Here is a 15,359-nt window from a genome sequence, read left to right on the forward strand (position 1 = left end):
CCTCTTGACAAAAAATCATTTTGCACTAAAATTTAGTGCAAAATGATTTGAATTTATAGTAGTATTTAAAAATTAATATCAAATCAATTATTAAATGAATATCAAGCAACTTACTATATTATTTCTGATTGTCATTCTTACATTTTCATGCAAAAATAAGTACGATTTAAGTGTATCTGAAATTGAATTTCTGATAAAAGAGACTGACGAAATGCATGAAATTGATCAAGGAATACGTCACAAACTAATAGATTTGGACGTGTATTATGGTGTAGATCGAAAATCATATGGTTCTTTTTTATCTTTTAAAGACAAAAAAGAAATTCTAGGTAAAGAATATGCAGAATACAGGCGTAAAGGTGATAGTTTAAGAGAGGTCATGCATTCGATTGATGAAGTAAATACACAGAAACTGCTAGCGTTAACTAAACAATATGGCTTTCCTGGTAAAGAACGTTTAGGGACTTATCATGCAAGTGCTTATTTTATTTTTGTACACTCAGCAAGAAAATACTTTGACGAGATCCGTACATTAATAAATCAAGAATATGAAGCCAAACGAATTTCAGAATATGAAAGAGCGTATATTTTTTGGCATTTAGATGGAAGAAACGGTATGATGCCTTCCGTAAATGAAGATGGTTCGGTAAATTATTAATTCTTTATTTTACTTATATGGCAATCATCATTACGGAAAATAAGGACACTACCACAAATAAAGTGATGGATTGGTGTTTAGCAAATAAAACTGATGTTCAAAGAATAAATAGTAACATGCTTACGAAAGTATCTTTTGAACTCAGCAACGAAACTAATTCACTACAATTAGATCAAGATGATATTTCTGCCGACGAAAAGATCTGGAACAGACGTGGAAAAATAAATACATTACCAAAAAAAGAATTGTTAGAAACTCCATTTTATCAATATTTAAAGAAAGAAGAAGACAGTTTTGTTAAATCGCTAGAACTCCATTTAAAAAGTCACAATTCATATACAGGCTCATATCTTCAAGAAGTTGAAAATTATAAAATCACGCATCTTTTACATGCAAAAAAGGTTGGATTAAAAATTCCGAAAACGTTTATCACTAACAGTAAAAAGCAACTTATAGAGTTTTATCAAAAGTACAAGCCAATTATTTCTAAAGATTTACGCTATTCTGTAAATGTAAGCGATGGAAATTCACACTACAGTTCTATTGGAACTTTTGAAGTAACAAAAGTTATGTTAGATAATTTGGGAGATTATTTTGCACCGTGTTTTGCTCAAGAACGAATAGATAAAAAAGTTGAAATTAGAGTATTTATCTTTAAAAAGAAGTTATTCCCAATGGCTATCTTTTCTCAAAAAAATGCCAAAACTAGCGTAGATTATAGAAATTATGATAACGAAAAACCAAATAGAGTTTCACCTTTTCAATTACCTAAAAAAATAGAAAAACAGTTGCTTTATTTTATGAATTTATCAAACTTAGATACAGGCTCTATCGATCTAATTTTAAATCATAGGAATGAATTTGTCTTTTTAGAAGTGAATCCACAAGGGCAGATTGATTGGCTTTCTAAAAATTGCAACTACTACATCGAAAAATATATTGCTAAAGAATTAGCTGATGAAAAATGATACTAAAAAAGTACTTCCACTTACGATTCAAAATGCTTCTATAAGTGAAAAAGTAAACAAAAAAAGTACAGTGCTGATTTCAATTAAAAAATATCAAAGTACACAAAACACAAATGATATATTTTATAGACCAATTTCCAAATTATAAACTTTTATGAACACACTTCCTGTTTTAAAAATGCATAGTAATTGTGTTGTGGTAAAAGGTGCTAACAGAAGTACTATTTATGATTTACAACGTAATGAGGTGAAACTTATTCCTAGTGATTTACAAAATCTCATAGAACAGCATGAAGGAAAAACAATTGAAGAAATAAAGACGCAATACAACGAATCAGATCATGAGGTTGTGGAAGAATATCTTAATTTCTTATTGGAACATGAATATGCTTTTTTTACAGACACACCAGAATTTTATCCCAAACTAAATACTGCGTGGTTTGAATCTTATATAATAACCAACGCAATTATTGACATTAATTCAGATTCAGATTACGACTTTATAAAAGTACTTTCTCAATTAGATGATTTGAATTGTAAACATGTAGAAATTCGTTTTTTTGATACAATAAAACTCAATAAAGTTACTGAGCTATTAGAATTTTTAAACGAAACCGAATCTATAGTATCTTCCATAAATTTTGTAGTTTCTTTTACGGAAGAATTTAGAGTTGAGCAACTAACAGAATTATTCCAAAGACAACCAAGAATTTGCTCTTTCTTAATTTACAATCATGCAAAAGAAAATTTTATTAAGCCGCTACAAGGAAATTATATAAAATATATAAAGTATGTCACAAAAAATATCACATCAGCTTCACATTGTGGTGTGATTTCAACCGAATATTTCTCTCCTAATAGTAAAGCATATACTGAAAGCTTACAGCACAATTCTTGCTTAAACAGAAAAATATCAGTTGATGTAAGCGGCAATATAAAAAACTGCCCTTCAATGTCCGACCATTTTGGCAATATTCAAGAAACAACACTTTCAGAAGCATTGAATAAAAAGGAATTCAAAAAATATTGGAATGTTACCAAAGATCAAATTGATACTTGCAAAGACTGCGAGTTCAGACATATATGTACAGATTGTCGTGCATTCACAGAAAATCCCGAAGACAACTATTCAAAACCTTTGAAATGTGGATACAATCCATATACGAATGAATGGACGGAATGGTCTACGAATCCATTGAAGCAAAAAGCGATCAAATATTATCATCTAAATATGAGTTAGTATTTTCGCACAATACTATTTTCAATAAGAATCTTCAAACCGTAAAAATTGAAAGGTAAAACCATAAATTAATCAAATTGCTTTTTAAGTTAATTATATAGCACTAACTTTTTATTATATTGTAAAACATTTACTGCCGTAGCAGGAATGAACTTTCTGACAGTACCTTTTTTAAATACATTTGATTTATAAGTATGAATCTTTAAATCAAATAAACATGAAAAAAGTAGTATTAGTAGTTTTATTCTTGGTAGGGTTTAATTTAATGAGTTGTGAACCACAGAGTTTAGCAGACCAAGAGTATGAAGAAATCGAATCAACGGATAAAAACAACAACGGAACAGTCGGAAATAGTGGTGGACACGATCCAGACGAAGATTACAATTAGAAAATATTTCTTAATCATTGCCGTAGCTATCGGTGTTGTTGCGGCAATGTCACAACTATTTTTTGATGTAAATAGTGAGGCTGTAATCGAAGTACGAAAAGAACAACGATCTGCACGTAAAGACCGAGATGCCAAAAGAGTTATGGGAATGGATATGTTGAATGATATCTATACAATGAATGTTTTGCCCGATTCTCTTAATAAAAAAGTGGCTGAGTTATTTTCGGAACATCAGATAGCGGAGAAGAAATCAGAAATTTTGTACTCGGAACTCCTAAATTTAAAAAATGCGCAAAAAATTAGAAATTTTCCTAATTATAATTCTTTTGCAGATGCTATTGGAAATCCAATATTAATATTAATCACAGGAATACTGTTTATTCTACTCTATATTCTCAGAAATAGTATTGATTGGAAAAAGATTTCAAAAGCCTTTATTCATTTAGGTTTAATGTATTTATTTGTTGCTTCAGTATATCTAATTTGGGCGTTTTCAAATTCCTTAGAAATTCATAGAGTATACTACATCGTAGGCTTGATTTTTGCAAGTATCTTCGCAACTTTTGGATTAAACAAGCTTACACGATATCTCTTTAATGTAGATTTTCTTGAAAAAGAGAAATATAAAAAAATAATCCGATTATTATTTAGACAATTATTATTCACAATTCCCAAAAAAGGCTACGTGAAAGAAGATAAAATGATTGAATTTACAGATTCTAATAATGAAGTTATCAATAAAGTGGCAAAAGAAATAGATTGATATGAGTAATGAAATACATAAAAATTTAGATAAACTTCTTAATGACGAATTGATTGATAAAGACGTTAAAAAAGTGCATCAAGATATTTCTGCTAAAGTAGAAAAGCAAAAAAGAAAATTATCTAACGAAATCAATAAAAGGAAGAGTTCTAACAATGATGACTTCAATGAGTTACCAAAAGGATTAATTATACAGTTAGGAAATTTTGAAATACAAACATAGTTCAGTTCATATTAACTACTTTTTATTCGCCTTTACAATTATTCCCAATTCTTTTAATTCCTGTAAACGTTTCTCGATTTTCTTCTCGGCAAGGTCTTCCACAAATAATCTGAAATACTCGGAATTACTCAAATAAAAATCTTTATTTCTTACGATACTATCAATAATCATCAAACGAATCGTATCCGACTTTTCTAAATATACTTCTTGGTTTTCAACAAAATGAGTAATCAACTCATTCAATTCAAATCTCACACCTTGTTTTTCAATATAATAATCAGCTTCTTCTTTTAAATAAATATCGCCTGTTCCATCATGCAACCATTCTCTTGAAACATTATAATCAGCACAAAGAAAATCAACTAGAATATCCAGTGTAGCTCGTCTTGGCTTGGTAGTTTCTCCAATCAATATTTTTCTTGCGGCTACACTCGAAATATGATTATTAGTCCCTTTTTCAATTTTGTAAGACGTAATCTTTTGTTCATTTATTATTTGAAGGATACGATCAATCATATTTTATAGAACTTATTATATATTTATAATTAACTATTTAGTTATTTTAGTAAACTTTTGCTATATTAGCTAAGCCTTTAAACCAAATATATTAAAAGCTACGTAAACCCTGTTATTCATTGGTTTGGTAACTGAGATTATTTATCAGAATTCAATACAAATTGATACATATAGCCATTAATTTTATTTGAATTTTAAAGCAACATAATGAATGAACTTTTAATACTTATAACTGTATTAATCAATATTATTTTAACAGTAATAGTTTTGATTTTCACATACAAATTTTTCAAGGCTTTTAAAAAACTAAGCGTATTGATAGATGATGAATTTAATTTCAACAAAGAAAAAAAATGACTTTTTCATGGTAATTTTTTGGTTAAGTTTTGTTAGTCAAACACTAACAAATCATAAGAATAACACGTCAAGAAAGTATCATTTTTTCAATTAAGTTACTACTAGAAGCACTTTCCCTTTTTTAAGTACTTCAATTCAAGACGTGTTATTTGTGAAGTTTTTCATTGAACTTCGCTGTTTAGGGCAAGGCGATTGACATATTCTATGCATGAAAGTTATCGTCTTGCTACTTAAACAAAAGTATGATAAATAATGATGAGTAAACAAAATTTAGAACGCTTAAAATGGTTTATAGTTGGTTTTATATCAGCTATGATTGTTGAGATTCTCTTTTTTATCACTATATATTATTTCTATTTAAAATAAACAGAATAATTACCTAGAAACCCTAAATTATCGTAAAACTAGAATTATTCGCAACCCGAAAGCTTCAATTGTATTGGTTGGAGCTTTCTCTATTATATTATGCCAAGCCTATCTAAAAAATGAGCAAGCTAATCTTTAAAATATTACTTTAAATAAATCGAAAATTGGGACTCGTTTTTTTGCGATCAAAACCCAAAGAAAAATCAGTAAATCATAACAATATTTTTTTTCGTGGAACGAAAAATTAAATTCATTTGTTGTCACGAAGTTTTAAATTGCTTTTGAAATCAATTAAATAACTGATAATCAGAGTTGTAATATTTTAGAAGTCAAAGTGGTTTTACTTTTTGGCGAAAAAGTCAATTCGATTTTACTTTTATCGTCACGAAGTTTTAAATTGCTTTTAAAACCAATTAAATTGCTGATATTCAGAATTATAATATTTCAAAAATAAAACCACTTTTATTTTTATCACGAAAAATTAAGTTTACAGTGAATTTATTATCTTTTTTCCTTGAAAAATAAATTTAATTCATTTTTTCTTTCCGCTAATTGTTAAATGATAAGTTCGATTATCCTAGTAATCTCTAAGTGATGAGCAGATTTCCAATTGTAGATTTACCATATTCTCATGGAGCAATCAATTCGTTTTTCCTTTTTATTTCAACTTATCGCTAAACAATTAGTTCGATTATCCTAGTAATCTCTAAGTGATGAGCAGATTTCCAATTGTAGATTTCTTATATTCTCATGAAGCAATCAATTCGTTTTTCCTTTTTATTTCAACTTATCGCTAAACAATTAGTTCGATTATCCTAGTAATCTCTAAATGATGAGCAGATTTTCAATTGTAGATTTATCATATTTTCATGGAGTAATCAATTTGATTTTATTTCAGCTTATCAAAACCTTTAGATTAGTACTTATAAATAATACTTGATAAGAAAACAACCTTAAAACTACCTTAGAACTACATTAAAAGTGAATTAGAAGTACCTTGCAACTACCCTAGAATTATCTTAAAAGTGACTCAGAAGTACCTTGCAACTACCCTAGAATTATCTTAAAAGTGACTCAGAAGTACCTTGAAACTATCCTAGAAATACCATGAAAGTGACTCAGAAGTACCTTGAAACTATCCTAGAAATACCTTGAAAGTGATTCAGAAGTACCTTGAAACTATCCTAGAAATACCATGAAAGTGACTCAGAAGTGCCTTGAAACTATCCTAGAAATGCCTTGAAAGTGATTCAGAAGTACCTTAAAAAAACACTTAAAAAATTATATTACTGATTGTTAGCGTTTTACAAACCCATTAGTGCCTGTTCTTTTAAAATAGATTCTTTTTTAATTACTTGTAATATATACAACAAGCCAATACTAAAACCCGCTAAAGTTTGATCACTATTGTCATTATTTTTTTCTAGCTATTTTTTTAGAAAGCAAAATTTTTAAAACAGAGAATACTTCGATTCCAATCTTTAGAGCTAAAAAAAGATCAAAAGATTGCTTCATTTTCAAGCTGACTCCATAGATTTTACAGGCTTTTAAAAGCAATTGTGTAGTACACAAAATTTTACAAATGATATTCCAGTTTAGTTTTAAATCTTTGTATTAATAAATCTGAAATGCGATTTCTGCAAATTTGAAACGCTTTGATTAGTATTCATTAAAAAACAAAACAGGACTTATAAAACGAATGTCAAACCTTTAAAAATAAAAAAAACAGAAGCGATTCTACCTATAATTGAACCGTTTTATTAGTAATAGCCTGATTTTGCAGAGTATTTGTATGATACAAAACACGTACAAATGATATTTCAGTTATGTTTTAAATCTTTGTACTCATAAAAACATAAGTCTACATTTTAGAAGTCATCGTAGAGTCTTAACAATGATAAAATGATAAGTGGACGTATTGAAAACGAATGTTGAACCTTAAAAAAGAAGAAAAAAAATAAAATTCATACTGATTCAAAAAAATGATTGGTATCTAATTGAAAATCAGATGGTAGTTAATTAACAAAATAGCTGCGTGTAATTAATTAGTAAAAAAAAGGTAATTAAAATGTAAAATAAGAGTAAATAAAGAGTAATTAATAAGGCATTTTTAAGGCAACATTGGTGTTTTCACGATATTTTTAAACACTCGCACATATACTCTTACAGGCTTTAGGTTCAAGTTACAAAAGTGAACAAATGATACCTCGATACTTTTTTAAACCTTTGAATTATCAAAAAAATCAAATTCTATGTAAATAAAATCACAACTCACAATTACAGGATAGTACACATGCTTTTTTATAAGTGTTTTGACGAAACTTTTATAAGAAAGATCAGTAAGAAGTAAAACATCAGTGTAACCCTTAAAAATAGAAACAAACATTCCTTAGCAAATGATTGTAGGATTTTAACTATTAATTTACAGTTGAAGCCTTTGAATTCATTTCGATTCTTTGTACTATTGAACCATGATTTCTAACTGTAATAAAATAGCTTTAAAGGAGAGCTATTAAAAGAACAAGAGCGCAAGACTCTCAAAATAGTACTACTTAATAGTAGTCATCTTGTCGTGGCACGAAAAAGAGAATAAGGACAGTAAATATTACAAGCCCTTGTATTATATCATCTACGTGATAGCCTTTAAAGGAATCACGGCAATCGTGTCTATATGTCAAAGTTAAAAGTAAGTACTGTAAAAAAAGTACTTGATAGAAATCAAAAAATGACTGCTGAACGTTTACGGAATTTCAAAGGGTTTGAAAAATTCAGTAATCAAGAAGCTAAAGAAGTTATCAAAAAACTAGAACATCTAGCAACAATAGTTTGCAAGCATGTTCAAAATTCAAAATAGTATGAATGATTTATCCATTTTCAAGAGTTTTCAGAAAGTAAAAAATACGAATCTTTTACGATTGAATGGAAAGGCAGTTATATACACAAGAGTTTCTACAAAAGAGCAAGCTGAAAATAATGCTAGTTTGGAAACACAACTAAAGTATTGTAAGCTATTAGCAGAAAAGAAAGGTGTTGAAGTATTGGAATGTTTTGGAGGAACGTATGAATCTGCTAAAAGCGATGAGCGTAAAGAATTTAAAAAAATGCTCAGCTATGTTAATCGTAGAAAAGATGTTGGTTATATTATTGTCTACTCTTATGACCGATTTTCTCGTACAGGAGCTAATGGAGCATATATTAGTGATCAACTTAAAAAACGAGGAATTGTAACAATTTCTGCAACACAAGAAGTTGACACGACAACAAGTGCTGGATCGTTTCAGCAGAATTTATATTACATGTTTTCTCAGTTTGATAATGAATTGAGAAGAGATAAATGTGTCTCTGGAATGCGAGAGAAAATTAGAAAAGGATATTATATCGGACCGTTACCATTTGGTTATACAAATCTAAATCCAGGAAACGGAAAAACTCCTGAATATGTTATAAATGATCAAGGAAAACTTTTACGCAAAGCATTTCTGTTGAAAGCAGAAAAAAATATGGCGAATGTTGAAATAGCCGAAACACTTAGAAAAAAAGGGCTGAAAATAACAGAAAAGTATTTGAGTAAATATCTTCGTAATCCATTCTATTGTGGAATTATTGTTAGTCCATTACTTCCCGATGAGATTATAGAAGGAAAACAAGAACCACTTGTTTCTAGGGAAATATTCTTGAAAATCAATAACCTCTTACAATCTAGAAAAGATATAAGGAAATATAATTCTGAGGATGAAAATCTACCCTTAAAAACGTTTGTACGTTCTTTAGAATGCGATACTCCATATACAGGATACATTGTAAGATCAAAAGGTTTGTATTATTATAAAAACAGAAGAAAAGGAAGCAAAGAAAATAGAAGTGCAAAAAAGATGCATCAGGTATTTTTAGAGCTTTTAAAGAACTTTCAATTATCAGATAGTAAATATGTTGAACCACTAAAAGAAATCATAGAAAACAAGTTTATAGAGCTTAATGCAGAAAAAATAGAAGATACTAAAAATGCAAAAAATCAATTAAGTGCTTTGCAACGAAAAATAGATCGTATAGAGGAACGTTTTGTATTTGAAGAAATAAACAAAACTCAATATGATAAGTTTAATGAAAAATTACTTGTAGAAAAAAGAGAACTGGAGAAGCTTTCTTTAAAAAGTAAATTTAATAGTTCGAACCTTAAAAAAGCCATTGATAAAGGAGTAGAGTTTGCGCTCAATCTAGCGTCGTTATGGAGTTCAGGGAATGTAGAAGTAAAACGAGCAATTCAATATATGTTGTTTCCTGAAGGAATTGGGTATGATTTCAAAAACCATCGATTTCGAACTTTTCGAATCAATTCAATTTTCGATGCAATCGTAAGTATATCAAGTGATTTGAGTAGAAACAAAAAAGAGAATTACCATAATTTCTATGATAATTCTCTTCAAGTGGAGTCGGAGAGAATCGAACTCTCGTCCAAACAAGCAATTAAAATGCTTTCTACACGCTTAGTTCTTGTTTGTTTTTCGACTACTAGCTGACCAAAAACCGCCCACTAATAGCTTATCTTCTTAGTTGTAAAAACTACGGCGAAGTTACGCAGTTTCGATGTTGTCTTTTATGGTGTCCCAATTATGATCGCCGGCAACAAGGGCTATCACGAGACATTCAGCTTTTCCGTCTAACGGAAACTGAGGCCAATCTTACTATAATTCAGATTATGCAGCTAAAGCGTAGTTATTTTCGCCATTTAAAAAGTGTGAAATATGAGATTTACGAGCTATTTCTCAGCGCTCGACGTGCTTACACTCCAATTCGACTCGCTGTCAAAACCAGTCGACCCCAATATGTTTAAGAACTTTTTCCTTTAATTGAAAAAGGATAGCAAAAATAACACAATTTTTAATAATTTTGCATCTTTTGCCAAATACTATTAATTTAATGGCAAAAAATATACCAAACTTAACCACGTCAGTTCATATTATTCCTGACAATCTAAAATATGCCTATGAAATTCGCCATCATAAAAGAACGTAAAAACCCGCCAGACAGACGCGTAGTATTCTCTCCAGAAAAATTAGCAGAAGCCAATACACAATTTCCAGCAGCAATTTTTAAAGTAGAAGCTTCTGATATTCGTGTGTTTTCAGACAACACGTACGCTGAAAAAGGATTTGAAGTGACAGACGATGTTTCAGATTGTGATGTTATGATAGGTGTAAAAGAAGTGCCAATTGAGCATCTAATTCCAAATAAAAAATACTTTTTCTTCTCACATACAATCAAAAAACAACCTTACAATAGAGAATTGTTACAAGCAATGTTGTCCAAAAATATTGAAATGTACGATCATGAAGTAATTACCAAAGATAATGGCGGACGCCTAATTGGTTTCGGACGTTACGCAGGCTTAGTAGGCGCATACAATGGATTTCGTGCTTTAGGATTGCGAGACGGATTATTTACATTGCCAAAAGTAGAAACACTTGCCGATTTAGATGCAGTTAAAAAAGAATTGGACAAAATTCAACTCCCAAACATAAAAATAGTACTCTCAGGAACAGGAAAAGTTGCTTACGGAGCAAAAGAAATTTTAGATCACTTAGGAATCAAAGAAGTAACAGATACGGTATACCTAACTTCTAACTTTACAGAACCTGTTTATTGTATGATTGATGTGATGGAATATAATAAACGTACCGATGGAAAAGCTGGAGATAAATTTGAATTTTACAAAGATCCAAGTGGTTACGAAAGTAATTTTATGCCCTATGCAAAAACAACAGACTTCTTTATTGCAGGACATTTTTATGGAGATGGCGCACCGTATTTATTTACGCGTGAAGATGCCAAACATCCAGAATTCAAAATAAATTTAATAGCAGATATTTCATGTGATATTGACGGGCCAGTTGCGAGTACTATTCGTCCCTCAACAATTGCAGATCCTTTCTATGGATATGATCCAAAAACTGAAAAAGAAGTTAATTTTGATGCCAAAGGTGCTATTACGGTAATGGCGGTTGACAATCTTCCGTGCGAACTTCCAAAAGATGCTAGTGAAGGATTTGGAGAAATGTTTTTACAACATGTAATTCCTGCTTTTTACAATGGCGATAAAAATGGAGTATTAGCTAGAGCTAGAATGACAACTGCTGACGGAAAACTTACCGAACGTTACGCGTATTTACAAGACTATGTCGATGGAGAATAAAAGCTAAACAGAAATATTTTGTCGGAATTTTAATAGCTTGGTTGTTCTAATTACAAAGACAATCAAACCGATAACTTATGAAAAAATTAGTTTCAATACTATGTTGTGTACTTCTATTTAGTTTTTTCTCCTGTGAGAATGACGACAATTCTACAGTACCAGCAAATGAAGAACCACAAGTAAATATCAACTTCGAAGAAAACTTCGGAACAACAATTACCGCACGCTTTTTAGGTCGTGTTGTAAACGAACAAAATGAGCCAATACAAGGAGCAACTGTTCGTGTTGGAAACACTACCACTACTACCGATCTTTTCGGAATATTCTCTGTAGATGGTGCTTCGGCATATGAAAAATTTGCCTACATCACAGCAGAAAAAAATGGATACATTTTAGGTTCTAGAGCCTTAGCACCTTCAGCATCTGAAGTAAATCGTGTAGAAATTATGTTATTAAAAGAAGACGTAATAGCTACTATAAACACTGGTGAAGAAGCTACAGTAAACCTATCTAACGGAACAGAAGTTACCTTTGACGGAAGCTATACAAAAGCTGATGGCTCAGCGTATAACGGAGAAGTAAAAGTAATCTTAAAACATCTAAGTCCAGATGATGAAAACATGGAAGCAATGATGCCAGGAATGTTGTTTGCACAAGATGCTAATGGAGGTGCAGTTGCTTTAGAAACGTACGGAATGTTAGCTGTTGAACTTAAAAGTGGTTCAGGAGAAGAATTACAACTAGCCGAAGGAAGCATATCACAAATATCTATGCCATTAGCGGCAAATGCAACCAATCCGCCAGCAACAATTCCATTATGGCACTTTGATGAAGTAGCAGGATATTGGGTTGAAGAAGGAGAAGCTACACTACAAGGAAACAAATATGTAGGTGATGTAAGCCACTTTTCATTCTGGAATTACGATTATCCATATCCATCTGTATATCTATGTATTGAATTACTAGATGAAAACGGAAATCCTATGTCGTATGCACCTCTAGATTTATATTCTTCATTACTAAACTCAACTGGAACATACGGATATACAAATGCTAACGGATTGGAATGCGGATTGGTTCCTTCGGGAGAAGAACTTACTGTAATAGTTCCGGGAGTTTCTTGTACAGGAGAACCATTTACAACAACTATTGGACCTTTTACAAATGATACAACTACAACAATAACGGTAACCGCAACAGATCAAAATACAACAACTTTAACAGGAACCTTTGTTACCTGTGATGGAGATAATGTAACAGATGGTTACATGCAACTTTCCATAGGAGGAACAACAGCAATAATTCCTGTAACTGATGGTACATTTGAATATACTGTAACATATTGTGGTGCATTGGACTATTCAATCAAGGGAGTTGACGTTGCAAATAATCAAATTACTGATATTACTACAGGAACGTTAGATACAAATAACACAACAGACTTAGGGATATTAAGTTCTTGCACAGGATTTGTAGATACTGACGGTGATGGTATTTTTGATACGTTTGAAGATATAAACGGTGATAATGACCTTACAAATGATGATACTGATCAAGATGGAACACCAAATTATTTAGACGCAGATGATGACGGTGACGGAATCAACACAGCTGATGAAGACTATGATGGTGATAACGATCCGACAAATGATGATAGTGATGGAGATCAAATTCCTGACTATTTAGATCCGATAGATGTACAAGTATTTGTTGCAGAAGTATTAGGCATAGGCTGTGATCCAGTTGAATTTGATTTAACAGCAGCAGCTACCGAATTTGGAAACGATTTACACACATACGAATTCTATCTAACAAATGCAGACGCTACAGCTCAAACAAGTCCGCTAAGTTCTCCTTTTGGAGTTTCAATTGTAGATTTAGTAGGTGACATACAAATTATATATGTAGTAGCAACAAACAATGCTACTGGACAAACTGCTATTGGTGAAACATACTTATATTGGAATTATGAAGATAGTGATGGAGATGGCTTAACAGATTGTGAAGAAACAACAGGAGTTGATAACCCAAGTACTAATCAAGTGCCAAACGGAACAAGTGATCCAAATGATCCGAATGATCCAAATGTACAACCTGATACAGCTGTGAGTGTAAGCAGTATCACTGTAAATGAAGATGCTGGAACAGCGGAAGTATCTATAAATTTAGAAGTAGCCAGTAATTCAGATATTGTTATGGATTTAGAGATACTTGATGAATCGGCAACAAGTCCTGATGATTATACGCCAGTTAACCAGGTAGTTACAATTTCTGCAGGAAGTACAACTGCTTCAGTATCAATTCCAATAGTTGATGATGCCATAGTAGAATCAACAGAATATTTCCTAGTATTAGTTACCGTAACATCAGGAAATTCTTCGAATACAGTTGCGGAAGGATTGGTCACAATTGTAGATAATGACGGAACTTACCCAACAACTGGAGATTTGGCAATATGTGCAGACGAAAATGGAGTAGGTGTATTCGATCTTAATGCAATGGATTCGTATTTTAGTCAAGGTGGAGTAGCAGGCACAACAACTATAAGCTACCATGAAACACAAGCAGATGCAACTGCAGGAATGAATGCTTTAGCATCACCATATACTTCAGTAGACATATTTAATTTTACACTATTTGTTCGAATTATTTCGCCAACAGGCGATATTCAAATATCAACATTATCATGTGAAGTATATCCGACGCCATCAACTGTTTCTGGACTTAGTTTAACAGTTTGTGATGGAAATGGAGATGGAATTGGAGAATTTGATTTATCGCAGTTAGACGCACAAATTGTACAAAACCAAGGAGATTTTACAGTAACTTACTATCAATCACTACAAGATGCAAATAACGAAGTGAATGCGCTTCCAAGTAACTATACAAATGTTGTAGATCCACAAACTATATTTTACAGAGTAGAAGTCATCAACACTGAATGTTTTGCGACAGGAAGTGTAGATTTAATAGTTGATCCAAGTTGTTAGTTAAATATCAATTTGAATCTTTAAAAAAGCATCTCAACTACGAGATGCTTTTTTTATGCTGAAAAATGACATTGTTGTCAAAAATAAAATCCACAAGAAAATACCAAAACCAAACGTGATTCCTAACGTACGAGTTCTGTATATTGGATTGGAAATACTATCAAAACAATCTTTCAATAAAATAATAGGATCACTAAACAATTCCCACGAATTCCAACGTTGAAATCTACCCAAGTAAATTCCGAAACCACATAAAAATACAACAACAAATAACAAACGTTTGGCGACAGTACGATTCCATTTTTGTGCTAAAATTTGAAATACTTGATGCATCGATAACAATCCTAAAATCAAGCCATTCCAAGCAAAAGCAAACAACATAAAAGGATCTAACCATGACAATGACGATTTTGCATGTCGTAAATGCATCAAATCGGTGATGAGGTATGGCGCATTTGGTAAAAATAACAGCCAAATTCCCAAAATAACAAGCAATACAAGTGTTTGCTTTTTTAACCAAATGGTTTTAGCCAATGCTGAAGAAATAAAATATGGAATTGCCGCTAAGAATAAATTCCAAATTAAAAAACCATAAAATAAACTTCCGGTTACGTATACCCGAAATAGCAACATTAAAATGCAAAATAAGCCGTTCAACATTAAAAACTGATTCAATTTATAACTCTGTACATTCATAGTA

Annotated in this window: 12 protein-coding genes, 1 other RNA gene and 1 pseudogene; 11 read left to right on the top strand and 3 right to left on the bottom strand. The window is 31.2% G+C overall.

What is annotated here, in order from left to right; translation table 11 throughout:
• The first annotated feature begins 94 nt into the window (after nt 1–94).
• The 7 genes from ACQ654_RS20225 to ACQ654_RS20255 all read left to right on the top strand — a co-directional run bounded on the left by ACQ654_RS20225 (nt 95) and on the right by ACQ654_RS20255 (nt 4,240).
• A complete protein-coding gene (locus ACQ654_RS20225) occupies nt 95–658 on the top strand; it encodes a hypothetical protein (RefSeq protein ID WP_430412157.1) in 564 nt (187 codons plus the stop codon).
• Between the two features lie 17 nt (nt 659–675).
• Nucleotides 676–1,626 (top strand): hypothetical protein, encoded by a 951-nt coding sequence (locus ACQ654_RS20230; protein WP_430412158.1) that lies wholly within the window; start codon nt 676–678, stop codon nt 1,624–1,626.
• Entirely contained in the window at nt 1,616–1,774 is a 159-nt protein-coding gene (locus ACQ654_RS20235; protein WP_430412159.1) for a hypothetical protein, read from the top strand. Before ACQ654_RS20230 ends, ACQ654_RS20235 begins: the two co-directional genes overlap by 11 nt.
• Nucleotides 1,775–1,780: 6 nt before the next feature.
• Nucleotides 1,781–2,866, top strand: a complete 1,086-nt coding sequence (gene gwsS, locus ACQ654_RS20240) for a grasp-with-spasm system SPASM domain peptide maturase (protein WP_430412160.1) — start codon at nt 1,781–1,783, stop codon at nt 2,864–2,866.
• A 217-nt stretch (nt 2,867–3,083) separates the two neighbouring features.
• Complete coding sequence (locus ACQ654_RS20245) at nt 3,084–3,254, top strand: hypothetical protein (RefSeq protein WP_430412161.1); 171 nt, start codon at nt 3,084–3,086, stop codon at nt 3,252–3,254.
• Complete coding sequence (locus ACQ654_RS20250; protein ID WP_430412162.1) at nt 3,223–4,017, top strand: hypothetical protein; 795 nt, start codon at nt 3,223–3,225, stop codon at nt 4,015–4,017. Before ACQ654_RS20245 ends, ACQ654_RS20250 begins: the two co-directional genes overlap by 32 nt.
• A 1-nt stretch (nt 4,018) precedes the next feature.
• Nucleotides 4,019–4,240, top strand: a complete 222-nt coding sequence (locus tag ACQ654_RS20255; protein ID WP_430412163.1) for a hypothetical protein — start codon at nt 4,019–4,021, stop codon at nt 4,238–4,240.
• A gap of 15 nt (nt 4,241–4,255) precedes the next feature.
• Here ACQ654_RS20255 and ACQ654_RS20260 read toward each other — a convergent pair whose 3' ends face one another.
• On the bottom strand, nt 4,256–4,756 hold the full coding sequence (locus ACQ654_RS20260) for a hypothetical protein (RefSeq protein WP_430412164.1): 501 nt from the start codon (nt 4,754–4,756) through the stop codon (nt 4,256–4,258).
• Between the two features lie 3,394 nt (nt 4,757–8,150).
• Between ACQ654_RS20260 and ACQ654_RS20265 the strand changes: the two genes are divergently transcribed.
• Nucleotides 8,151–8,333: a hypothetical protein gene (locus ACQ654_RS20265; RefSeq protein WP_430412165.1), complete on the top strand. Its 183-nt coding sequence runs from the start codon at nt 8,151–8,153 to the stop codon at nt 8,331–8,333.
• Between the two features lies 1 nt (nt 8,334).
• Nucleotides 8,335–9,123 (top strand): annotated as a pseudogene (locus tag ACQ654_RS20270) (recombinase family protein); the annotation flags it as partial.
• A 778-nt stretch (nt 9,124–9,901) separates the two neighbouring features.
• Here ACQ654_RS20270 and ssrA read toward each other — a convergent pair.
• Nucleotides 9,902–10,299, bottom strand: a transfer-messenger RNA (tmRNA) gene (gene ssrA, locus ACQ654_RS20275).
• Nucleotides 10,300–10,463: 164 nt separating this feature from the next.
• Between ssrA and ACQ654_RS20280 the strand changes: the two genes are divergently transcribed.
• Nucleotides 10,464–11,669: an NAD(P)-dependent oxidoreductase gene (locus ACQ654_RS20280; protein ID WP_430412166.1), complete on the top strand. Its 1,206-nt coding sequence runs from the start codon at nt 10,464–10,466 to the stop codon at nt 11,667–11,669.
• Between the two features lie 77 nt (nt 11,670–11,746).
• A complete protein-coding gene (locus ACQ654_RS20285; protein ID WP_430412167.1) occupies nt 11,747–14,659 on the top strand; it encodes a Calx-beta domain-containing protein in 2,913 nt (970 codons plus the stop codon).
• A gap of 33 nt (nt 14,660–14,692) precedes the next feature.
• Here ACQ654_RS20285 and ACQ654_RS20290 read toward each other — a convergent pair whose 3' ends face one another.
• Nucleotides 14,693–15,355 (bottom strand): DUF1361 domain-containing protein, encoded by a 663-nt coding sequence (locus ACQ654_RS20290; protein ID WP_430412168.1) that lies wholly within the window; start codon nt 15,353–15,355, stop codon nt 14,693–14,695.
• Nucleotides 15,356–15,359: the final 4 nt, after the last annotated feature.

Source organism: Kordia sp. (genome assembly GCF_965283645.1).
Classification (GTDB): Bacteria; Bacteroidota; Bacteroidia; order Flavobacteriales; family Flavobacteriaceae; genus Kordia.